This window comes from Spirosoma endophyticum, from assembly GCF_900112365.1.
Classification (GTDB): Bacteria; Bacteroidota; Bacteroidia; order Cytophagales; family Spirosomataceae; genus Spirosoma; species Spirosoma endophyticum.
On sequence record NZ_FOLQ01000006.1, the window covers coordinates 64,270 to 85,851 of the forward strand.

22 protein-coding genes are annotated in these 21,582 nt (G+C 47.7%); 14 read left to right on the forward strand and 8 right to left on the reverse strand.

Annotated elements, in window-relative coordinates:
- Positions 1–100: 100 nt before the first annotated feature.
- Together clpX and BM202_RS16965 are read right to left on the reverse strand one after the other, a co-directional pair.
- Complete coding sequence (gene clpX / locus BM202_RS16960) at positions 101–1,333, reverse strand: ATP-dependent Clp protease ATP-binding subunit ClpX (RefSeq protein WP_093828211.1); 1,233 nt, start codon at positions 1,331–1,333, stop codon at positions 101–103.
- Between the two features lie 296 nt (positions 1,334–1,629).
- Positions 1,630–2,304, reverse strand: coding sequence for a ClpP family protease (locus tag BM202_RS16965; protein WP_093828728.1), 675 nt, complete (start codon positions 2,302–2,304; stop codon positions 1,630–1,632).
- A gap of 134 nt (positions 2,305–2,438) precedes the next feature.
- Here BM202_RS16965 and BM202_RS16970 point away from each other — a divergent pair, with 134 nt between their 5' ends.
- From BM202_RS16970 to BM202_RS17000, 7 genes are all read left to right on the forward strand, one after another.
- The gene (locus BM202_RS16970) at positions 2,439–2,852 is read left to right on the forward strand and encodes a helix-turn-helix domain-containing protein (protein WP_093828213.1); all 414 of its coding nucleotides are present in this window, start codon (positions 2,439–2,441) and stop codon (positions 2,850–2,852) included.
- An 85-nt stretch (positions 2,853–2,937) separates the two neighbouring features.
- Positions 2,938–4,008 carry a M42 family metallopeptidase gene (locus tag BM202_RS16975; protein WP_093828215.1) on the forward strand — a complete coding sequence of 357 codons (1,071 nt, stop codon included), beginning with the start codon at positions 2,938–2,940 and terminating at the stop codon, positions 4,006–4,008.
- A 69-nt stretch (positions 4,009–4,077) separates the two neighbouring features.
- Positions 4,078–4,287 carry a type II toxin-antitoxin system HicB family antitoxin gene (locus BM202_RS16980; RefSeq protein ID WP_093828217.1) on the forward strand — a complete coding sequence of 70 codons (210 nt, stop codon included), beginning with the start codon at positions 4,078–4,080 and terminating at the stop codon, positions 4,285–4,287.
- Positions 4,284–4,526 carry a type II toxin-antitoxin system HicA family toxin gene (locus BM202_RS16985; RefSeq protein ID WP_093828219.1) on the forward strand — a complete coding sequence of 81 codons (243 nt, stop codon included), beginning with the start codon at positions 4,284–4,286 and terminating at the stop codon, positions 4,524–4,526. Before BM202_RS16980 ends, BM202_RS16985 begins: the two co-directional genes overlap by 4 nt.
- A 588-nt stretch (positions 4,527–5,114) precedes the next feature.
- A complete protein-coding gene (locus BM202_RS16990; RefSeq protein WP_093828221.1) occupies positions 5,115–5,846 on the forward strand; it encodes a deiodinase-like protein in 732 nt (243 codons plus the stop codon).
- 186 nt (positions 5,847–6,032) lie between these two features.
- Positions 6,033–6,614 carry a hypothetical protein gene (locus BM202_RS16995; RefSeq protein ID WP_093828223.1) on the forward strand — a complete coding sequence of 194 codons (582 nt, stop codon included), beginning with the start codon at positions 6,033–6,035 and terminating at the stop codon, positions 6,612–6,614.
- Positions 6,615–6,622: 8 nt separating this feature from the next.
- Positions 6,623–6,850: a hypothetical protein gene (locus BM202_RS17000; protein WP_093828225.1), complete on the forward strand. Its 228-nt coding sequence runs from the start codon at positions 6,623–6,625 to the stop codon at positions 6,848–6,850.
- A gap of 47 nt (positions 6,851–6,897) precedes the next feature.
- On the opposite strand, the gene BM202_RS17005 is transcribed toward BM202_RS17000, so the two are convergent.
- From BM202_RS17005 to BM202_RS17015, 3 genes are all read right to left on the reverse strand, one after another.
- Positions 6,898–7,812, reverse strand: a complete 915-nt coding sequence (locus BM202_RS17005; protein ID WP_093828227.1) for a hydrogen peroxide-inducible genes activator — start codon at positions 7,810–7,812, stop codon at positions 6,898–6,900.
- Positions 7,813–8,043: 231 nt separating this feature from the next.
- Entirely contained in the window at positions 8,044–11,019 is a 2,976-nt protein-coding gene (locus BM202_RS17010; RefSeq protein WP_093828730.1) for an outer membrane beta-barrel family protein, read from the reverse strand.
- A 69-nt stretch (positions 11,020–11,088) separates the two neighbouring features.
- A complete protein-coding gene (locus BM202_RS17015) occupies positions 11,089–11,922 on the reverse strand; it encodes a GLPGLI family protein (protein WP_093828229.1) in 834 nt (277 codons plus the stop codon).
- A 121-nt stretch (positions 11,923–12,043) separates the two neighbouring features.
- Here BM202_RS17015 and BM202_RS17020 point away from each other — a divergent pair, with 121 nt between their 5' ends.
- From BM202_RS17020 to BM202_RS17030, 3 genes are read left to right on the forward strand one after another with little or no spacing between them, the layout of a single operon-like run.
- A complete protein-coding gene (locus tag BM202_RS17020) occupies positions 12,044–12,793 on the forward strand; it encodes a helical backbone metal receptor (RefSeq protein ID WP_093828231.1) in 750 nt (249 codons plus the stop codon).
- A complete protein-coding gene (locus tag BM202_RS17025) occupies positions 12,790–13,371 on the forward strand; it encodes a Uma2 family endonuclease (protein ID WP_093828233.1) in 582 nt (193 codons plus the stop codon). The genes BM202_RS17020 and BM202_RS17025 overlap by 4 nt, the downstream gene beginning before the upstream one ends.
- Entirely contained in the window at positions 13,372–14,385 is a 1,014-nt protein-coding gene (locus tag BM202_RS17030; RefSeq protein WP_093828235.1) for an AraC family transcriptional regulator, read from the forward strand. It abuts the gene before it with no gap.
- 26 nt (positions 14,386–14,411) lie between these two features.
- On the opposite strand, the gene BM202_RS17035 is transcribed toward BM202_RS17030, so the two are convergent.
- Both BM202_RS17035 and BM202_RS17040 read right to left on the reverse strand, forming a co-directional pair.
- Complete coding sequence (locus tag BM202_RS17035; RefSeq protein ID WP_093828237.1) at positions 14,412–14,756, reverse strand: DUF4260 domain-containing protein; 345 nt, start codon at positions 14,754–14,756, stop codon at positions 14,412–14,414.
- 44 nt (positions 14,757–14,800) lie between these two features.
- Positions 14,801–15,850, reverse strand: a complete 1,050-nt coding sequence (locus BM202_RS17040) for an NAD-dependent epimerase/dehydratase family protein (RefSeq protein ID WP_093828239.1) — start codon at positions 15,848–15,850, stop codon at positions 14,801–14,803.
- A gap of 189 nt (positions 15,851–16,039) precedes the next feature.
- On the opposite strand from BM202_RS17040, the gene BM202_RS17045 reads away from it, so the two are divergent.
- The 4 genes from BM202_RS17045 to BM202_RS17060 all read left to right on the forward strand — a co-directional run bounded on the left by BM202_RS17045 (position 16,040) and on the right by BM202_RS17060 (position 20,223).
- Positions 16,040–16,975 (forward strand): hypothetical protein, encoded by a 936-nt coding sequence (locus BM202_RS17045; protein ID WP_093828241.1) that lies wholly within the window; start codon positions 16,040–16,042, stop codon positions 16,973–16,975.
- Positions 16,976–17,140: 165 nt separating this feature from the next.
- On the forward strand, positions 17,141–18,532 hold the full coding sequence (locus BM202_RS17050) for an amidohydrolase (RefSeq protein WP_245776695.1): 1,392 nt from the start codon (positions 17,141–17,143) through the stop codon (positions 18,530–18,532).
- Positions 18,533–18,600: 68 nt separating this feature from the next.
- Positions 18,601–19,179, forward strand: a complete 579-nt coding sequence (locus tag BM202_RS17055; RefSeq protein ID WP_093828243.1) for a Crp/Fnr family transcriptional regulator — start codon at positions 18,601–18,603, stop codon at positions 19,177–19,179.
- A 180-nt stretch (positions 19,180–19,359) separates the two neighbouring features.
- Positions 19,360–20,223, forward strand: coding sequence for an SDR family oxidoreductase (locus BM202_RS17060; protein WP_093828245.1), 864 nt, complete (start codon positions 19,360–19,362; stop codon positions 20,221–20,223).
- Between the two features lie 106 nt (positions 20,224–20,329).
- Here BM202_RS17060 and BM202_RS17065 read toward each other — a convergent pair whose 3' ends face one another.
- On the reverse strand, positions 20,330–21,571 hold the full coding sequence (locus tag BM202_RS17065) for a 3-phosphoshikimate 1-carboxyvinyltransferase (protein ID WP_093828247.1): 1,242 nt from the start codon (positions 21,569–21,571) through the stop codon (positions 20,330–20,332).
- Positions 21,572–21,582 lie beyond the last annotated feature (11 nt).

Consider the following 21,582-nt stretch of genomic DNA (forward strand, 5'->3'; position numbering starts at 1 on the left):
CGGAAAGTTTCATTTGTTGACACGTACTAAAAAATAACTAAAAAAAGACAGCCCCCGATTTCAATCAAGAAATCGGGGGCTGTCTTTTTAGGTACGTTTATCAGGCTACCGAGCGTATTTGATGGGTACTGGATTTGCCAAATTTCTCGCGGGCATATTCCAGACTAACCGTAAGTTCTTTAACACCCGTTTGGGATGGCATCTCAAACATGGCATCGGTAATAATCGATTCGCAGATAGAGCGCAGCCCCCGTGCGCCAAGACCATATTGCAACGCCTGGTCAACAATGTAATTCAACGCGCTGGGGTCCCAATGAAGTTTGATGTCTTCCATTTGGAAGAGCTTATCGTACTGCTTGGTGATCGCATTTTTAGGCTCCGTCAAAATTTGCATCAGCGCCGAGCGGTCGAGTGGTTCAAGGTGCGTCAGCACGGGCAACCGACCGATCAGTTCGGGAATCAGTCCGAATGATTTCAGATCAAGTGCCGAAATGTACCGCATCAAATGGCCTTTTTCGAGCATGTCATTTAATCGGCGGTCTCCCGAGAAACCAATGGGCCGCGTGTTGATTCGCTTGGAAATATGCCGCTCGATACCATCGAATGCTCCGCCACAGATGAACAGAATATTTTCGGTATTCAGCGCAATCAGCCGCTGATCGGGGTGCTTACGTCCACCCTGGGGTGGTACGTTCACGACCGATCCTTCGAGCAATTTCAGTAGTGCCTGCTGAACGCCCTCACCACTGACATCACGAGTAATACTGGGATTATCGGACTTGCGGGCAATTTTATCAATCTCATCAATATAGACGATGCCGCGTTCAGCTGCTTCAACATTGTAGTCGGCGGCCTGCAACAGGCGTGTCAATATGGTTTCAACATCTTCGCCAACGTAGCCAGCCTCCGTAATAACGGTTGCATCGGCAATGCAGAAGGGCACTTCCAGAATTTTGGCAATGGATCGGGCCAGGTAGGTTTTGCCGGTTCCCGTTTCACCAACCATGATAATGTTCGATTTTTCAATCGTAACGTCATCGTCGGTTTTGGGCTGCATCAACCGTTTGTAGTGATTATAGACGGCAACGGTAATCGATTTTTTGGCATCATCCTGACCAATAACGTACTGGTCGAGGTGTCGCTTCATATCAACGGGTTTGATGAGGTTAATCTTCACCTCCGTCGGTTCACTCTGCCGGGGGCGCGTTTCTTCCATCACCACCTGATGACCCTGCTCAATGCAGTAGTTGCAGATGTGTGCGTCGATGCCCGACAGCAGCAGCGTTACTTCGTTTTTGCGCCGTCCACAGAACGAGCAACTAATTTGTGGCATGAACGTTTGCAGGGTAAATGGGCTGGGGGTTAGTCGATAATAAACGAGTGACTACGCCTATTATCTGAATTTTAAAACAGTTTGGTATAAATGCTTATCAAACCAATTTCAGCAAAAATAACCACCTCAGATGAGTATGCGTTCTTGGTTCTCAACAAAGTTATCCATTGGTAAGCAAACAGCCAAGTGTTTATATACTGGCACGAGTCACCACGCCAGCCTGCCAATAAAAAAGCGCGAGAATTACGACCTGTAATCCTCGCGCTTTAGCAACTAGCTAATTGTCAGACAGTGGCTTATTTTTCCCGACGTAGTACGTCATCAATCAGGCCATATTCTTTCGCTTCTTCGGCGCGCATCCATTTGTCACGATCCGAATCTTTCTCAATTTGCTTAACGTCTTTGCCCGAATGCAGCGCCAGGATTTCGTATAACTCTTCGCGAAGTTTAACGATTTCACGAGCGGTAATTTCGATATCGACCGATTGTCCCTGTGCACCACCCGATGGCTGGTGAATCATGATCCGGGCGTGTGGAAGCGCTGAGCGTTTTCCAGCGGCACCGCCAGCCAATAACACAGCACCCATCGAAGCGGCCAGACTCGTGCAGACAGTCGCTACGTCGGGCCGGATGTGTTGCATGGTGTCGTAGATACCCAGACCGGCATAAACAGATCCACCAGGGCTATTCAGGTACATGACGATGTCCTTTTTCGGATCGGCCGATTCCAGGAACAGCATCTGGGCAATAATAATATTGGCAATATTATCGTCAACGGGTAGTCCCATGAAGATAATGCGATCGGCCATCAACCGCGAGAATACATCTACTTCCCGGAAGTTCATTGGACGCTCTTCAATGACCGAGCGGGTCATGTTTTCAACAGTGTGGTTTACGTAACCGTCCACGGTCAGACCGTTAAGCCCCATGTGGTGCACGGCATATTTGCGGAATTCTTTTTCGTTATTCATAATTGGGTTTACTCCTTTGATTTGAAAACCAATAACGGTTGGTGTAAGTTCGAGAATTGTTTCGTCACAAAATTGCGTTATCATTCCGAAAATTAGTATCGGTTTTGGTTTAGAATTTATCGTCGTTACTTGATATGAAGACATCCATCGAAGAAAAAATACGTCTTGAACGGCTCCAGCGTGGTTTATCGCAGGAAAACATGGCCGATCTGCTGAATTTATCCACCACAGCCTACGGCGATATCGAGCGCGGGAAAACTGATCTGACCCTCTCTAGGTTGACCCAAATTGCCAACGTACTGGCGATATCACCCCTTACCTTGCTCAGCGACGAAGCCATTCCCGCGCAGGTTATTGAGCCAAAAACAAACGAATTAATCAGTCATGAGCTTGAAACCCTCCGGCTACTGGTTGAAAAACAGCAGATCGAGTTAGACAAACTGCGCCTGGAAGCTGACTATTGGAAACGCAAATATGACGAGCGCATCGCCATGGAACTGCTACGTTCGATGGGCGTCGAGCAGACCCGCGAGCGGATCGGGTTTTGATTTTTTACATTTACTTTCCTAATTGGAACGCGTATGATACGACCAGCTTAATCATACGCGTTCCAATGACAATTAGCTATCTAAAATGAACGAACACAGTAAAATCTTCCTGTACAAATACCTTAACAATGCCTCCCCTACCGGCTTCGAATCGTCGGGGCAGCAGATTTGGCTGGATTACATTAAACCTTATACCGACGAATACATCGTCGATACGTATGGTACCGCCGTTGGCGTGATCGGGCCGGGCAAAGACTACAAAGTCGTTATCGAAGCCCACTCCGATGAGATTTCGTGGTTTGTCAATTACATCTCCGACGATGGCTATCTATTCGTTAGGCGAAACGGGGGCTCCGACGCGGTCATTGCCCCGTCGATGCGGGTGAATCTGCATACGAAAAAAGGCGTTGTGGAAGGTGTGTTCGGCTGGCCCGCTATCCACGTTCGAGATCTTGCCAAAGACACGGCGCCTAAAGTAACGGACTTGTTCATCGACGTAGGGGCGGCTACCAAACAGGAGGTGCTGGATATGGGCATCCATGTGGGCACCGTCTGCACGTTCGTTGATGGGCTGATGGAATTGAACCAGCGTTACTACGTGGGTCGGGCGTTAGATAACCGCGTGGGTGGTTTCATGATCGCCGAAGTGGCCCGGCTGCTAAAAGAAAACAACGTAACGCTGCCCTTTACGCTGTATGTCGTCAATGCGGTTCAGGAAGAAATTGGCCTGCGTGGTGCCGAAATGATTGCCCGTCGCCTGAAGCCCGACCTCGCTATCTGTACCGACGTAACGCACGATACGCAATCACCAAAGTATGACAAAAAAGAACAGGGTGACCTGAAATGTGGCGATGGTCCGGTGCTGTGCTACGGCCCAGCCGTGCAGAATAACGTACTGGATTTCCTGATCGACGTAGCTGAACAACAGAACATTGCGTTCCAGCGGCAGGCTGTCAGTCGTTCCACGGGTACAGATACCGATGCATTCGCTTACGCTACCGAAGGAATTGCCTCAGCCCTGATTTCGCTGCCACTCAAGTACATGCACACGACTGTCGAAACCGTGCACATGGACGACGTACAGAACGTTATCAAGTTGATGTACGAAACATTGCTGGCCTTGAAAGGAGATGAGGATTTTCGGTATATAAAGTAAGAAACACAAAGAAGTAGCCGGACGATTTCCGGCTACTTTTAATTATCTTGTACTGTTATCGGTCAAAAGATGAAAGAACTGATATTTTTAGTTGAAGAAGATCCGGAAGGCGGCTATACTGCACAAGCCGTAGGCGAAAATATATTTACTCAGGGTGAAACGATGGCTGAGTTGAAAACGATGATCCGAGATGCGGTTGACTGTCATTACGATCATCCATCACAATGGCCGCAATTAATCCGGCTTCATTTTGTGAAAGATGAGGTATTTGCCTTATGAAAATACCACGCAATCTAACTGGATTGGAACTGATAAAGCTATTAAAACCATTCGGTTATGAAGCGGTTCGTCAAACGGGCAGCCATATCCGAATTCAAACTATGCAAAACGGGCAGCATTACGAAACTATCCCGCGCCATGATCCGATCAAGATAGGCACCTTGAATAATATACTAAAAAATATTGCTGAACACTTTGACCTATCAAAAGAAGAATTGGCAAAACAGCTGTTTGAGTAATCTCTAACAACCACCCTATATAAAAGCTGTGATCAAGCCTATGTACGAAACATTGCTGGCCTTAAAAGGAGATGAAGATTTCCGGTATATAAAGTGAATTCGTGAGCTGGGCAGCAAAAATAATTTTTGCTGCCCAGCTCACTATCGGTATAAGTAATTTGCCTTACTGAACTGTCATAATTTATAATAAATCACTCATACGTATATAGAGACTCGTTAATTAGATTATTACCTGTTATATAATAAAAAAAACTAGCTTCTTACCGACGTAAACAGGCTTTGCCAAGGAAAAATACTCACCTTCTTATGTTGAAACTAGTAGCATAAATACTTATTTACTCATCTGTTTTTTCAATTCATTCATTGCTGAGTATATACGCTTATTAGTCAATCTTTTCGCCGGCTCAAGCGCTATAAATCAATTAGTTACACGGATATTTTTTTAAAGAGTTTTTAATCTCTCCACTAGATTATTCTCTATAATTTCACGCTGGATACCGATAAAGTTAGTTAGCTTTTTTTCTGGTGTCTATTAATCAATTGGAGTGAAAACTTTTCTTTTCTAAATTATTACCTGACGTTATACACATGAAGCAATTGAGCTACCTTATTGGGTTGCTGTCAATAGCTACGTTAAGTTCTTGTCATACAAGTTATACAGCGCGTAATAGCCATCAAGAACTTCCTACCGACGTAGCTAAAATCGACCTGCCTTTATCAGAAGGAATAAAAAATAACTACAAGGATTTTGCGAAACTTGGTTATCAGAAAGGAGATAAAATAAAGGATATTACTTTCCTGTCAACCGACGGCGCAAAATTTTCACTTTCAGGAATTCTGGAAAATAATAAACCGCTCCTGTTGGTTACAGGCAGTTACACCTGTGACATAAGCCGCCTTAACATACCGGATGTCAATGCATTAACCGCGAGATACCGAGACAAATTAAATATCTATCTTGTTTATACGATTGATGCCCATCCGTCCGATACGATCAGTCCTTATTCAAAAAACAATCGAATAGAGATTGCTCCGGCAAATGTTAGAGATCACATTGAAGCGAAACAAGCCAAAACGTATGGAGAAAGGAAGCTGCTTGCGAAAAAATGGCAACAGAAGAATGCGCTCCTGGCTCCTGTCTTAGTAGACAATCCGACAAATGATTTCTGGTTAGCTTTTGGGCAAGCACCCAATATGGCTTATTTGATCGAACCTGACGGAACGGTTTATTTTAAACAGGCATGGTTTAAGTTTCCCGATCTGGACGATTCAATTAAGAGGTTACTACGTAATCAGCAGAAGAGCAGTACCAGCCCTTGATAGGTAAGCTCCCATCAAGTCGAAGCATACATTGACTTGAAAGAGACAGCTTCCACAAGTTACCGTTCAATCAATAGCACCGGATTATACCTCATATAATTTGGTGCTATTGCTATTTTTGGAACGTAATAGAGCATAGCATCTCGCTAAACCTTGCTCGATATCCACTAATCTACGTTCCTCTTCATGAACCTATCTTTTATCAAATCGTTGCTGGCGGTTATGCTGTCAGTAGTGGCCTTATCGTGTGCAGATCACGTAAGCCCGCAAGTTCCTCTCTTACAGGATTCCTGGATAAGCGGCTGGGATTCCCAGAAAGTACTGACGATTCCCAAAGGCCAGCGGCCCGATCCGTCAACTTATCTGCAAGCCCCCTACATTACGTATCAACTGGCCTTATTTAAAAACGGAGCCTCTTACTTAGTCACTAAAAAAGCACTGGATGATTACGGCCGGGAGTTGTTAGGTTACCCGGATAATTCACAATTTGTGATGGCGAAACAGGAAATGGATGCGATGTTGTTAAAAACGGCAAAGAACGTAGCGGCTATCGAGGTGGAACTGGGCATTCCGGCCAATAGCTGGCAGGGCAAACCCTTAGTTCGAATTGATATTCCCAATCCGGAAGAGTTGCACGTCCGTTTACCATCGGGGAATGAGATGGGCACCAACAACCTTTGGTTACCCGGCGGCAAATTACCTACGGGTTATTCGGAAGCCGTCGTAGATCGCATTCCGAAAGGAAAGTATACTGAAACAGATTTGTAATAGAGTATATGAAAGAATTGGCCAAGGAAAGCTGGAACTATAGCTTATTAGAAAGTGAGTCGGGCGATTTTATTTTTAACGTAGTAAGTGGCTCTGTGGGGTTATATGAGATTAAAATCTCCCTGACGCCGGACGAGATCAGACGGTACACAAAGGAAGGGAATTCATATCTGGCGATCCTGGCCAACGAAATACGCAGCAACGAATCAAATTTCCAAACCCGAAAAGTGGCTTAAACGAGTAGCTGGTGGGGTTTCGATCGCTGACAAAGCTCAGCACTTTGTCAGCGATTGATACTTTGTTGCTTCGGAACGTATGCCAGTATGCAGGTCTTCAATACGTCAATCAGTCGAGTCTTGACCTGCTCGCGGTTTACAGCCAGGCATACTTCACGAGTGGGCTCTGGAAACTGGAAGTTCCGTATGTATTTTTTGCGATCCTCCGAGAGTTCGACCACCGCCAGTTCGGGCAAAATGGTGATGCCGCCGTTCCGGTCAACCATCCGCATCAGGGTTTCGATGCTTCCTGACTTATAGTTAAAACTGCTGCCAAATGTGCTGTTTCGGCTCAATTCGCAGAGTTTCTGGATTTGAGTACGGAAACAATGGCCTTCTTCCAGCAACCAAAGTTCATTGGGTTCTATATCACTGGGCAAAATATACTGCTTATTATACAGCATCGTTTTTTCCGAGACATAGGCGTAAAACCTCTCTTTATAAAGCGGGATTTCCTGCAACGCCGGATCGTCTGACAGCGAGGCAACAATGCCTACGTCCAGGTTACCCGTTTTTAGCTCATTGACGATTCGTTCGGTGATCATTTCCGAAATGTGCAGACGAATTTCGGGGTACTGCTGAATAAACGCTTGCACAAAATGCGGTAGTAAATAAGGAGCAATGGTAGGAATCACACCGATTTTTAGCTCACCCGATAAATCTCCGTTATAATGTCGGGCCAGTTCATTCAGCCGACCTGCCTCGCGAAGAATCACTTTACCCTGATCAATAAGTTGCCGCCCAATGGGTGTCGGAATAATGGGTTGCTTGGTGCGATCAAAAATCTTTACACCCAGTTCCTCTTCCAGTTTTTTGATCATCATGGACAGGGTAGGCTGAGTGACATTGCAATGGTCTGCGGCCTGAACAAAATGACGAAAATTATCGACGGCGGTAATGTATTCTAACTGCTGGATATTCATTGGATAAGCGAATGCTACTTGATTTGTTATGTCTACAGCCCGAACAAATCACTAAAACGATATAGACATAGTGATTTAGATCACAAAAATCATCAATAATATCTATAGAAACACAAAAAACATCAGCTTGAACTAGGTGAATTTATCTGGCGTAGCCAAGTGCATACATCTGACAACAAAAAGGCCAGTTGCTACGTAGCGACTGGCCCTTTTCTATAAACTTACTCTTATCTATTGGTTCCGTCTGCCACCTCCTCCCTGACCGCGTTGCCCCCCCTGCCCCCTGGTTGGCTGGCTGAAGGGGTCTCTCGGTGGTGTAACCCCTGCATTAAACTTGCGCAGGTTATACACGAAGCTGATCATAAAATAGCGGTTCAGCACGCGGCTTCGCACTTCCTCCGTGTACGTATCCGTTACGTTCCGCACGATGCTCTGGTTCTGGTTCAGCAAATCGAACGCCTGAAACCGCAACTCCCCCTGATTTTGCTTGAACAACTGCCGGGCCAGCGTTGCATTCCAGAGCGTATACGACTGGTTGAAGCTGGCCGAGCTACCGCCGTAATGGTTGTAATAAACATTGGTCGAGAAGGTAAACTTGAGCGGCAATTGGTAGTAGACATCGAGCGTAACCGTCTGGTTCAGGAAGGTCGTATTCTGCTGCGGCTGCAACGAATATTTAGCCGATTGCCAATTGATATTGCCCGACAGGTTCAGGTCTAATTTCTCCGTAAAATTTGAGCTTATCGTAGCGCCCTGACCAATCAGCCAGTTTGTAGCCCGGTTCGATTGTCTATTTATGAAGCTCGTTCCCTGATTGTGCGTCAGGTTGGTCGATAGATTCAAATTGGTTTTCTGCGCCCCTAACTTAAGCGGCCGACCCAGTACCAGCGACCCGTTGATAGTATAGTAGCCATTGGTATTCACGGGTGTGGTTGTCTGTGCGCCCGTTGACGTGAACTCCGTTGAATTGACGATTTTATTATCCGTCCGACTCGCATTCAGAAAGACAAACGTATTACGGAATGTGGCCGCATCGAACCGGTTGTAATTCAGCGATATGGTATGCGCGTATTCGGGTTGCAGAGCAGCATTACCGTTCTGAATATTAAGCGGATTCGTATTATTCGCTACCGGTTGCAACTGATTAACTGACGGTGCGTTGACACGGGTCCGATAGTTCAGACGTAACGTCCGGCTCTTACCAAAATTATAGGTGAATAAGGCGTTGGGCAACAGATTCGAAAACGACCGATTCAGGCTTCTCTCCTGACTGCTCAGGTTGTCAGAATTGAGACTTGCCTGCTGGGCATCCAGCCCAAACGCGTACGTGTATTTCAGCCTTTTTGTCTGCCACGTCAGTCCTCCCCGATTCGTTATATAATCGTTTATGAAGTTGTTACTCAGTTGGGGATTCAACTGATCGTACTGATTTGTCAGGCCATTGAAATCATTGACTGCCCGGTTCGACGTATTGTGATTGTCCGACAGATTATAATGAAACTCAAGTGTTTGACGTAGCGAAAGCGGCTCGGTATAACTTACGTTGATCGTGTTGGTCATCGAACGCGTTTGCTGATTGTTGCGCTGGTTGATGGTCTGCGTGGTGATGCCCGTTATCGTGTCTTTTGTGATAATGCCAGACGTCAGACTAGTCGATGATCCATTAAACTGATTGACCGACTTATTGATCCCTTCGTTATTCTGGTTGTTAGCCCCGATCGTCCAGTTCACCGAAAAACTTCGGCCTTTCTTGCGAAACTTACGAAACAGCAGCAACGAGTTATTTCCCGTAAAACCGTTGCCTGCCGAGGTATAATTGGTCACGCTCGAATTGGCCATGACACCTTCATTGGTGACGGTTCTCGCTTCACTTTGATTGTTGTAGTCTGAATTTATCCACGAAAGGCTCGGAATAACCCGGATTGTTGTCAATGAATCAATCCGGTAATCGAGCCGGAGATTGACCCGCTGATTGGTATTGGTATTGTCGGAACCATTGGTCTGATCGCGTACAAATCCGGCATCAGGCCGGGTCGTTGTGCCCGACGTACCACTGGGAATTACGTTTTCCCGATGACTTTGCTGGTTGGTGAGCGTGTTGGTATTGCTGGCATTATAGCTGCTGACAACGTCAACTTTTTTGCCCCAGCCATCCCGATAATTAATACCTGCGGCCCATGACTGTGTGATGGCGTTGCTGCCCACCTGGCCCGCTCCATTACCACTTCCGCCACCGGCGCCACCCCGCACTACGTTGCTGCCCCCTCCGCCACCCTGGCCCTGGCCTGCCCCACCGAAGTTATTGCCGAGGCCTAAATCACTCGCCGTAAAGCCCTGCTGGTTGACGTTATTGGCCATACCCAGCACCGAAATCTGGCGGCCATTATTAAACTGGTTCAGACTCACCCGACCCGAATAACGAGCGTCATCACCGGGTTTTGGACCAGCCCCAATGGTCTGCTGGCCGAACGAACCTTTTCGTTTATCCTTTTTGGTCGTAATGTTGATCGTCTTCTCGCGGTCGCCGTCGTCCACGCCCGAAAAAGCGGACTGTTCCGATGATTGGTCGAAAAGCTGCACTTTGTCGATAATATCGGCGGGAAGATTTCGGGTAGCCATTTTTGGATCATTACCAAAGAATGGTTTACCATCGACCAGTATTTTTGTAATGGATTGTCCCTGTGCTTTCACATTCCCGTCTCGGTCGACCTCAACACCCGGCAGTTTCTTGAGCAAATCCTCGACCTGCGCGTTGGGCCTGGTTTTAAACGATCCGGCATTGAATTCCAGCGTATCACCTTTCACAGCGATGGGTGCGCGTTCGCCCTGTACCGACACTTCTGTAAGGGTTTGCGATTGCGCTACTATATCTATGGTTCCGGCGTCGGCAATGGGATCGTCTTTCGTGACAGAAATACGTTTGGCACGGCCACGGTAACCTACATACGTTACCAGCAACCGGTATTGCCCTTCCGCTACTTTCAGAAATTCAAACTTCCCGTCGCCATCCGTAATGCCGAACGAAACGAGCGACGAATCTTTACCCGATAACAACGATACCGACGCTTCCATGAGCGGTTTCCGACTCACCGAATCCACAACGGCGCCCCGGATAGTTTGCGCGAAGCCGTTAGTACTGAGTACAGTGAAATGTAAGATGCATAATGCGCTCCACAGCAGCCATCTGGTAACTGTTCGTCTTTTCATTACACGTTGGGGGCCACGCGGTCCATTTTTCATTTTACTTTGTACATTTTCAGCTAGTAATCATTTCACTTAATTGCGACCCTGAAAGCCGCCATTCTGCATCATTTTCTGCCTGAAATCGGCCATGCCTTTCCGGCGAAGTTGTTCCATTTCCTCCGACGTAACGGTTTTTGCATCCGCTGGCGGCTGAACGGCACTGGCAGCAACGGCTTCCATCGAGATACCGGTTGCCTTGTAGGATTCATTATCCGATTCAATCAGCAAGACCACGCCTTGAGGAGGTGTCAGATCGGCAACGGGCGAGTAGGTAAACGGCAAATCAGTGGTATACCAAATCGTATAAGGCAACTTCCGGTGCGTAGCGGTCGCTTTGTGGCACACATAACCCGCAATTTTCTTGGTTTTATCACTAGCTACCCAATCCGTCGCGGCTGGCATGGGTTTTTCAGAGCGATACGTCTCTTTCGTTACCGAATCTTTCTTTACCGTTAACAGGTCGATTCGCTTCCGATTGGCCAGGTCCAGAAAGGTTTCCTGTTCAAAAGGCGGGCTCATACGTGGGCCTGTTCGCTGTGGCCGCTGGCCATCTCCGCCCGCTGCACCATCCGCTTGCCGACGGAACATCATGCCTTGCGGACGGTCGCGTTCTTCCTTGGCCATCGTGCCGGAGAAAACGAGCTTCTGGGTGAACGAGATTACTTCAGGAGCACCTTCGGGCGCATCAGGTGCGCCGGGGCTTCCCGGCCGAACTTCCTGCCCATTGATGTTCATGCGCATCTGCGACCGATCAATCTGACGCATGCCTTCATACGTAATTTTACCAGATGCCGAGGCCGTTGTCTGGGCGTACAGCGTCGTGGACAATAGACTAGCCACGAGTGCGGAGAATAGGTATTTTTTCATGGTAGAATGAGCAATTGATATAGTAAACGTTGCACAAAATTCTCAACTCTCAGACAAAATCTTGTTAAATGCAGTTAAATCGGTGTTAAATCGGCTTTTTAAGCCACTGAATGTCTGCTTTATGACACCCAAACGCATTATTTCGCTTGTGCCATCGCAAACCGAACTACTCTTCGATCTCGGTCTTGACGAAAAGATTAGCGGCATAACGAAATTTTGTATTCACCCCGCTACTAAAGTTAAGGACAAAGTGATCGTAGGCGGCACCAAAACCCTGAACATCAACAAGATTCAGTCGTTACGTCCCGATCTGATTATTGCGAATAAAGAAGAAAATACGCGTGAAGAAATTGAGGAGCTTCAACGTCAATACGTTGTTCATATCACCGATGTGGTAAGCCTGCCCGATGCGCTGGCCATGATTCGGGACGTGGGGAAATTAGTGGGGAAAAGCTCCGAAGCTGAACACATAGCCCAAACTATAGAGACAACTCTATGCCCCCTGCCGGTTGCCCCTCGCCCATCAGTCGCTTACTTCATCTGGCGCAGGCCGTATATGGTGGCGGCTAATGCTACGTTCATTCACTCGATGCTCGAAGTCGCTGGTTTTCAGAACGTTTTTGCCGATCGAACGCGCTATCCAGAAATCACGCCCGACGATCTGAAAGCAGCCCAGCCCGACTTGATTTTCCTATCGTCAGAACCATATCCGTTTTCAGACAAACACGTCGCTGAAGTTCAGGCAATCTGCCCATTGGCACACGTAGTGGTTGTGGATGGCGAGTTGTTTTCGTGGTATGGCAGCCGGTTGTTGCGGGCATCAGACTATTTTAGGAACTTGCGTAACGAAATCGCCCGATACAGTTCATGATTACCGACATCTCACAACTCGATCCTAACGGCACCTATACGTATGCGGACTACCTGAAATGGCAGTTCGACGAAAGCGTTGAGCTGATCAAGGGGAAAATTTATCGAATGTCGCCAGCGCCTAAACGGGCACACCAACTAGCTGTAAGCCATCTACTTGTTGACATTAGCCTTCATTTTAGCAACGATAGTTGTCAAATCTATACGGCTCCGTTCGATGTACGTTTGCCTGTGCGTAATGAACGTAAGCCCGACCAATTGCATACAGTTGTGCAGCCCGACATTTGCGTGATATGCGATCTCAGCAAATTAGACGATAACGGGTGCCTGGGTGCTCCCGATTGGGTTATCGAGATTATATCCCCCCGAACGGCCAGGAACGACTTCAACGATAAATTTAATCTATACCAGGAGTCGGGCGTACGCGAATACTGGATTGTTCAGCCTAAAGAAAAGGCGGTTAACGTTTACGTATTGGAAGATGGGGAGTACGCCTTAGTAGACGTCTATGAATCGGGTGAGATTCCCAGTTGCCTTTTCCCCGACCTGCTTGTTTCACACGATCGTATTTTTCGGTAAATGACGACTCCCAGCGATACACTTTCTGTTGCTTCCATTAACCTGATTCTGTTTGCGGCCAGCCAGTTAGGCGCCGATACAAAGGCGCTGGCCCGTTCAATAGACATCAGTCCTGAACAATTGCGTGACCCAGACGGTCGCGTAGAAGTTCGGCAGGTGCAGGCACTCTGGCGCGAGGTCACAGCCGCTACCGGCGACCCGAATATTGCCCTGAAACTTGGTGAAATGATCAATCCCGTTGCGTTTGGCGTGTTGTCCTACGTAATGATGCATAGCCCGACGTTGGGAAAAGCATTTGAGAAACTCTGCCAGTATCAGGATATTGTTTGTGAAGGAATTCGGACAACTGGTCGGCGATCGGGCCATTCATTTACCCTATCACTTGAAATAACCAGTTCAGCTATAATTTACCTGGATCATACCCTAAACTCCGAGCTATCGATTTATCTGGCCGCTATTCGGGCCTTGATCGGGTATCCCGTTAACGCGACTGAGATACGTTTTTCCTACCCGCATCCTGCTGATATCCGCGAGCATTCACGCGTATTTGCCCCGGCCCGTCTGACGTTCGACGCGCCCCAAACCGAAATGATTCTCGATGCGGCTTTGCTCGATTTGCCCGTTTTAAACGCCAGCCCTAGCTTATCGATACTCTTTGAGAAACACGCTGCCGACATTCTCAATCGGCTTAAAGCCCCATCACTGACTACCCGCGTTAAATCCAAAATTGTCACGATCATGAAAGGGGAGGAACCGACGCTGGCCACCGTAGCGGATCAACTGGCTATGGGTGTCCGTACGCTTCAACTGCATCTTAAGGAAGAGGGCACTACGTATCAGCAACTGCTGGATGAGATTCGGAAGGAACTAGCTGTCAAGCATCTTCAGGAAGCGAATCTGAGTACAACCGACATTGCTTATCTGCTGGGTTTCGCGGAACCGAGTGTGTTCTTTCGATCATTCAAAAAGTGGACTGGACAAACACCCGGCGCTTACCGATTGGCACAAGCTTAGCAACGTATCGTGGGCTGTCGCCTACACTACAAATCTCCCAGACTCGTGTGCTTGAAACTGTCGCCGTATTTCAGGCCATACCCGAACATACGATCCATGCTCGAATGAGCGAAGAGAATGATGCCAGCCAGCATCAGCGTCTGGTTACCCAACATCAGGCCAATTAATCCAATCACAACACCCAGACCTTTATGATGGACAAGGTTATACAAGACTGCGCCAACGGCTGGATTAATGACATAACCTATCATGCTCAGATCAGGTACTAATAATAGGGCGGGGAACCACCACCAGGCAAAATTCAACTGGGAGAAAAGGTAAATAGCGCCCAGAAACTGGATGAATTCTTCGGATTTCAATAGCGTTTTCATGTGTCTAATAGAATTAGTATGAATGATTGTTAAGATAAAGACAATTAATTTGTTCCAACTGCGGGCGTAAAAGAATGCTTCAACTGGTTCTCCGAAAACCAGGTCAGCGTTTCGGTTAATGCCTGTTTCATTGGCGTCGGCTGGAAATCCGGGAACAGGACAAGCACTTTTCTATCATTGAGTAAAATTGTGTTCTCGTAGAGATACAACATCTCTTTCACCTCCCGCATAACAGGCATGAATAAGCCTAACACGCTAAATAAAAATCGACTATGTAGCTGCACGTTCAGCGGTTTACCGGTCAATGCACTAATCTGGCCAAACCACGCCCGCATCGACGGCACCGTCGTTCCACCATAATTCCAGACCTGATAGGCAGTTTCTCCTCTCTGCTGTTTTTTAGGCGAGGGGTTGGGGCGGTCCGACGATTCGGTGAGGTCTATATTTTGCAACATTAGCCGAACAATAATTTCGGCGGCATCTTTCGTGTAAACCAACTGATGCGGAATATCGGCGTTTGCAATCCAGGGCATAGCTTTACCGTTCAGCGCATTCTCGAAGATGGGTCTTATACCCTCATTCAAGACGTTTGGCCCCCAGAAATCCGGTAGCCGGACATTCAGTACGTTACACTTTCCAGCGTTAGCGGCCTGTTCCAGCATGGCTTCGATCTCAACGCGTAGCTGACCTTTTCTTGTACAAGGATTCGGACGACTATCCTCCCGGATTGGCTCTTTCGTATTCCCGAAATTGTAGACGTTGCCGGGGAGCACAATCGTAGCCTGGTTTTGAGCAGCCGCGTTGATGATCTTCTGCGTAGCCGTGTCCATGTTGCCGAACCACTTGTTATAAGGATAATTGATGCCGTGGAAAATGAAATCTTTGTCAACAGCAAGCTGATTGAGTAAAACCGCATCCTGCACATCGCCTTCGACAATAGTGAGCGTTGGTTCATTCGGGAACAAAGCATCGGCTTTGGCGCGGTTGCGAACGAGGATCGTAATAGGGAATCTGCGGGCGAGTAGGTTGGCAGTTACAGCGTAGCCGATGCTTCCGGTTGCGCCTAAAACGAGGATAGTTGGAGTGGCATTCATGACGTTCTTGTGTTAATTAGTACACAACAAAGGTCAGACTACCAGTCCACGCGGTCATTGACGAACTACGCAAATCGAGTGACCGATTGCGAAAAAAGTGAGCAGTAATTCATTAGCCGCAACGAAGGTATTAGAACCTGCGTAAGTAGTATTATAGCACTGTTCGTCCGACTAAACTCCTATTTTGGCATGAAACACATCTTCCTTCTTGCTTTTTCACTCGGTCTGTCGGTGTCGGCGCTGGCGCAGGAAGTCGTGATTGACACGAACTACTACACGCCCCCAGCCCAACGACGTCAAGTGCTCACACCCGATCCGGATCAACGATATACGCCTTACCAACCAAACCGCGCGCAATCGACCGGTCGATACCACAATGGACCGGAGGCAGACAATCCGCTATTTCCCCGACTTCGTGAAGTACAGACCTGGTATGTTGGTGCCGAAGGCGGATTCCGTTCCGATGGCAGTAGGTTAACGAATTCGTTCAATGGCTTGATCAGCAGTGCTACTCAGACAAAACCGTTCTGGGGCGTGTTAATCGGGTATACGTACCGGAACGCGTGGGCTGTTGAAACGGGCTATTCACATTCACCTATCCACCTGAATATAACTATTGCCAACGGCCAGACGCCACTTATTTTCGATTACCAGAATAGTGGTTCCGGTATTCCGCTACGGCTGAAACGACGGATCGGATCGGGTAAAAAATCGGCAAATGGTACGGGATTCTGGCTCACGGCCGGAGTCTGGCTTATCCCGAATGGGGCTGGGCCGTTGGACGATTTTAAACTGATTGGGTATAGCTCCCGCAACAGTGGCAGAGTTCGTTCAACCGATACGTTACGACTCACCAACAGCACGACGACCTTCAACCGGATCAGCGGCCTTGCCGAATTGGGCGTTGACTACTCAGTTCGTTTGGCTTCTTTTCTGGAGTTGGGATGCTACGTCCGTAAATACTGGGGTCTGAGCGACGCTCTACGTTCTAATCTGCTCTATACGGTCAACAACAAGTCAGAACAGCAAGCTGTCGTTACCGCAAACGGCACAGGCTGGGGGGTTGGAATCGCCTTACGCTATATTTATGGGCGGCAACATGAAGTTAAAAACGCACTGAAGTAATTTCCTATATTAATTCATTCTGTAGAATTTTTGGTCTTTGTATAAAATATTATTTTTCGAATAGTAAATTACACAAAATATTATAACAAAAAATCTTCGAAGTGAGCAACTACAAGGAGATAACTTATTTTTAGTACATTGGCATGCATTCTAAATTTACCACGCATGATAACGTTTCGTTTTCCGGATCAAAAGCGGTCATTTTTTCTCCTTACTTTTCTTGGACTTACGTTTGGCTGGTCTGCCTCTTTCGCCCAACCTTCCACCGCTTTATTGGATAAAGTTCGCCAGTTGGCCTATGCCGATTCGGTACGTTTGGTAACGATGTTCAAAGACCTGCACACCCATCCGGAACTGGGTTTTATGGAGGTGCGGACAGCAGGCATCATCACGAAAGAGTTAACCAGTTTGGGCTACAAGGTTTATTCGGGGATTGGAAAAACGGGCGTTGTGGGCATTCTGAAAAATGGCGAAGGCCCAACGGTAATGTTTCGCGGGGACATGGATGCGTTGCCGGTCAAAGAAACAACGGGCCTGGCCTACGCCAGTACTGCTACCGTAAAACTGCCCGATGGCAACGAAGTACCAACGATGCATGCCTGCGGACACGATGCGCACGTTACGTGGTTGCTGGGCATTGCCAAACTAATGAAAACGCTTCAGCAGGACTGGAAAGGGACTCTCGTACTGGTGGCGCAACCCGCCGAAGAACCGATCATGGGGGCCAGGGCCATGCGGGAAGACAGTGTGTTTATCAAGCACGTTCCCCTACCCGACTATTTGCTGGCGATGCACACCGGCCCGTTTCCCACCGGCATGGTCATGAATCTCCCCGGCACGCGTATGGCCGGTACGGATCAACTGGATGTGACGTTTCGGGGTGTTGGCGGCCATGGCTCGTCGCCACAAACGGCTAAAGATCCGATCATTATGGCCAGCGAGGCCATTCTTCAGTACCAAACGATCATTAGCCGAAGCAATGATCCACAAACACCAGCCGTACTGACAGTTGGCTCTGTTCAGGCGGGTCAGGACAACAACGTGATACCCGCTTCGGCGTTGGTTAAAGTGAATTTCCGGTGGTTGAAACCCGAGACGAGAAAGCTTTTGTACGATGGTGTTAGCCGAATTGACAGTGGCATCGCCATCAGTAACGGTTTGCCAATGGGGCTTTTCCCGATCATGAAGAAAAAGGGGTATTCATTCCCCGTTGTCAATGATTCGGCGCTGGTAAGCAAAATAAATGCTACGTTGCAACGAGTCGTGAAGAAAGGTAGTCTTATAACGTCCGGCTTCCCAACAGCTATGGGATCAGAAGATTTTCATCACCTTGTGCTGGACAATAAGAAATCCGTTTACGATTTTATATTCGTTGGAACTGCGCCACTGGATATGGTACTGGCCGCCAGAAAAGAAGGAAAAGCGACACCGTTCTCCAATCACAACGGCAATTACATGGTCGATCTGGCGGGTATTCCCTGGGGTGTGCAAATCGGCTCCGATACGTTGCTTGGTTTACTGAAACCTCAAACCAAAGAACTGACTAAGTCTGAATAGCGTAAGCTAACAACGCTTGTCGAAAGACCCAGGAATGGATATCTTTCGGACGTTGTTACAATGTCTATATGTTCGATGTTTTCAAAAGCTATCTAAGCAGCAAAATCGCGATTACCGACGAAGAGTTTGAGTTAATAAAGTCACTCGGTATTCTCAAAAAACTTCGCAAGAGACAATACCTTTTGCAGGCGGGCGATAGTTGGAAATATGACGCCTTCGTCTGCAAAGGGTGTTTACGGACGTATCGGGTCGATGATAAAGGGCAGGAACATATTCTGGGATTTTCGATTGAGAATTGGTGGACCGGCGATCGCGAAAGTCTGTTATCCGGTACGCCCGCCCAATCGAATATCGACGCGCTGGAGGATTCGGTCGTGTTGTTGTTTACCCATGAAAACTTCCTGCACATCTGCCACGAAATTCCGGCTTTCAATGAACTGATAAACGGCATTTTGGCCAGGAGTTTCGTGGCCCTGCAAAACAGAATTCACGCGTCGATCAGCTATACGGCCGAAGAGAAATACCAGAATTTCCTTAAAACCTCACCCCAACTGGCGAATCGTGTACCGCAAAGTATGATTGCCTCCTACCTGGGCATTTCTGCCGAAACACTTAGCCGCATCAGACATCAATCGCTAAAAAAATAATTTCCTTAAACTGAACTAACGGATCAAAGCTCCTCGGGCTAAATCGTTTATTTTCAGCCCAATAGTGAAACATCCTTGACATTTATCAAGTGTTTTTTTAGCAAATATCAAGGGAGTGGAGCCACCTGCTATTGCACCTTTGTGTCATCAATTTATCAATTGATTTGAACACAAAAGACAATGAAAAAGGTAATTTTAATAACAGGAACGAGTACCGGTTTTGGTAAATTAATGGTGCAAACACTCGCCAACAAAGGCCATACTGTAATTGCTGGTATGCGTGGCACAACCGGTAAAAATGCCAACGTAGCAACCGAGTTAGCCGCACTGCCCAATGTAGACGTAGTAGACATAGATATAACCTCCGATGAATCTGTAAATCAAGCGGTACAGATTGTTCTGGCAAAATATGGCAAGATTGATGTGCTGGTCAATAATGCGGCAATGACGGGGTTTGGACTCCTGGAAGGCTATTCGTTAGAGCAGATTCAGAAAATGCTGGACGTAAACCTGTTCGGTGTATTACGCACGTATCAAGCCGTGTTACCCTCCATGCGGGCCACCCATAACGGACTCATCATCAACCTTACGTCGGGGGCCAGTGGCTTTACGGTTCCGTTCATGATTCCGTATCTCCTGTCGAAATTCGGAGTGGAAACAATTACGGAAGGCTTACAGGATGAGTTAAAAGATTTTGGCATCGAGAACGTAACAATTCAGCCGGGCGTCTATCCAACCGAAATGAACAATGGCAGCAAAGCCGCCATCAACGCCGACAGAGCGGATATTATCGCTGAATACGGTGATGCTGCGGTTCAAAAATTCAATGCCATTGGGGCCGGGCTATTTGGCAAAATGGCCGAGTTTAATATGAATCCGCAAACCATTGCCGATGGCGTTCTCGATCTGATCAATATGGAAAAAGGGACCCGGCCCCTACGTCTCCCGCTGGATGCCATTGCGCAGGGGACCGATAAAGAATTCATTCAGGCTCGGGCGGAGATTAAAGCTAAATGGGCGAAGAAGTATGAATTTCCTATGTAAATCAGGCAACTAGCTAGGGCAAGAACAGGTCAAACGTATTCCTATAGCTGTGTTTTTATAGCTGTAGGAATACGTCCATTATAATTCGTTAACCATCTTTTGTGGCTTAAGCAACGGTCTCCACCGTTAAGACCCGTGCCATGTCGTCCCAAAAACTCGGGTACGATTTAGCGACGACGCCTGGTTCCTCAATCACGATTTCCTGCTGCATGGCTACAGGAGCAAACGCCATCGCCATGCGGTGATCGTCATACGTAGCAATGGTAGCCGTCGATTCGGGACCAATGCTGAACTGGCGAACGATGTAACGGGCATTGGTCTCTATTTCAACTAACTCAGCACCAACTTTTTGCAATTCAGTTTGCAAAGCGGCTATACGGTCGGTCTCTTTAATTTTTAGACTTTCAATTCCTGTCAATATCAGTGGAATGCCTTTCATGGCTGCGCAAACTGCAACCGTCTGCGCCAGATCGGGACAGTTTGTAAAATCCCACTCCAGCGAGGACTCCGGCGCGCATTTGGTTAATTTAACCCCCGAATCAGTAAATGTACTTTCAACACCCAGCGCCCGCATAATGTCCACAATAGCGCTGTCTCCCTGTAACGATTTGGCTTTTAGGCCCAATAATTCCAGCTCGGTCGTTTGGTCGTCAGCTAAGGCGGCTACACTATACCAGTAGCTCGCTCCCGACCAATCGGATTCGATGGCATAAGGCTTTGGTATATATGGCTTTGGCCCAACGGTGATGATATTTTTCGCCCAGTCGGCCTGAACATCAGCCCCGAAATACGTCATTTGTTCCAGCGTCATTTCGATGTAGGGCCGTGACCCAATGGCTCCGGTCAACTCCAGGGTCAGGCCATTAGGCAGCGTTGGGGCGATCATGACCAAGGCCGAGATATACTGGCTACTCACATCACCCCGAATCTGCAACCGGTTGTTTTCAGCTGGTGAAAACCCGTTGATTTGCAGGGGTGGATAACCCTCTTTTTTCAGGTACGTAATGTCGGCGCCAAGTGTGCGGAGCGCATCGACCAGAATGCCGATGGGTCGCTCACACATGCGCGGAGTGCCCGTCATGATCTTTTTCTGGCCCGTCGCGGCAAAATAAGCGGTTAGAAAACGCATCGTCGTACCGGCATCCAGAACGTCGGCTACCGCGTCGTCTGACTTTAGCAGACGAATCATCGTCTGTGTATCGCGAGCGGTCGAGAGATTTTGCAGGTCACACTGGAACCCAGTCAGCGCATCGATAATGAGTGCCCGGTTGCTTTCACTCTTCGAGGAAGCTAGTGGAATCGTGGCCCGAACAGGACCAGTGGGAGGAGTTAAGCGAACAGCATTCAAAGGAAAAACGA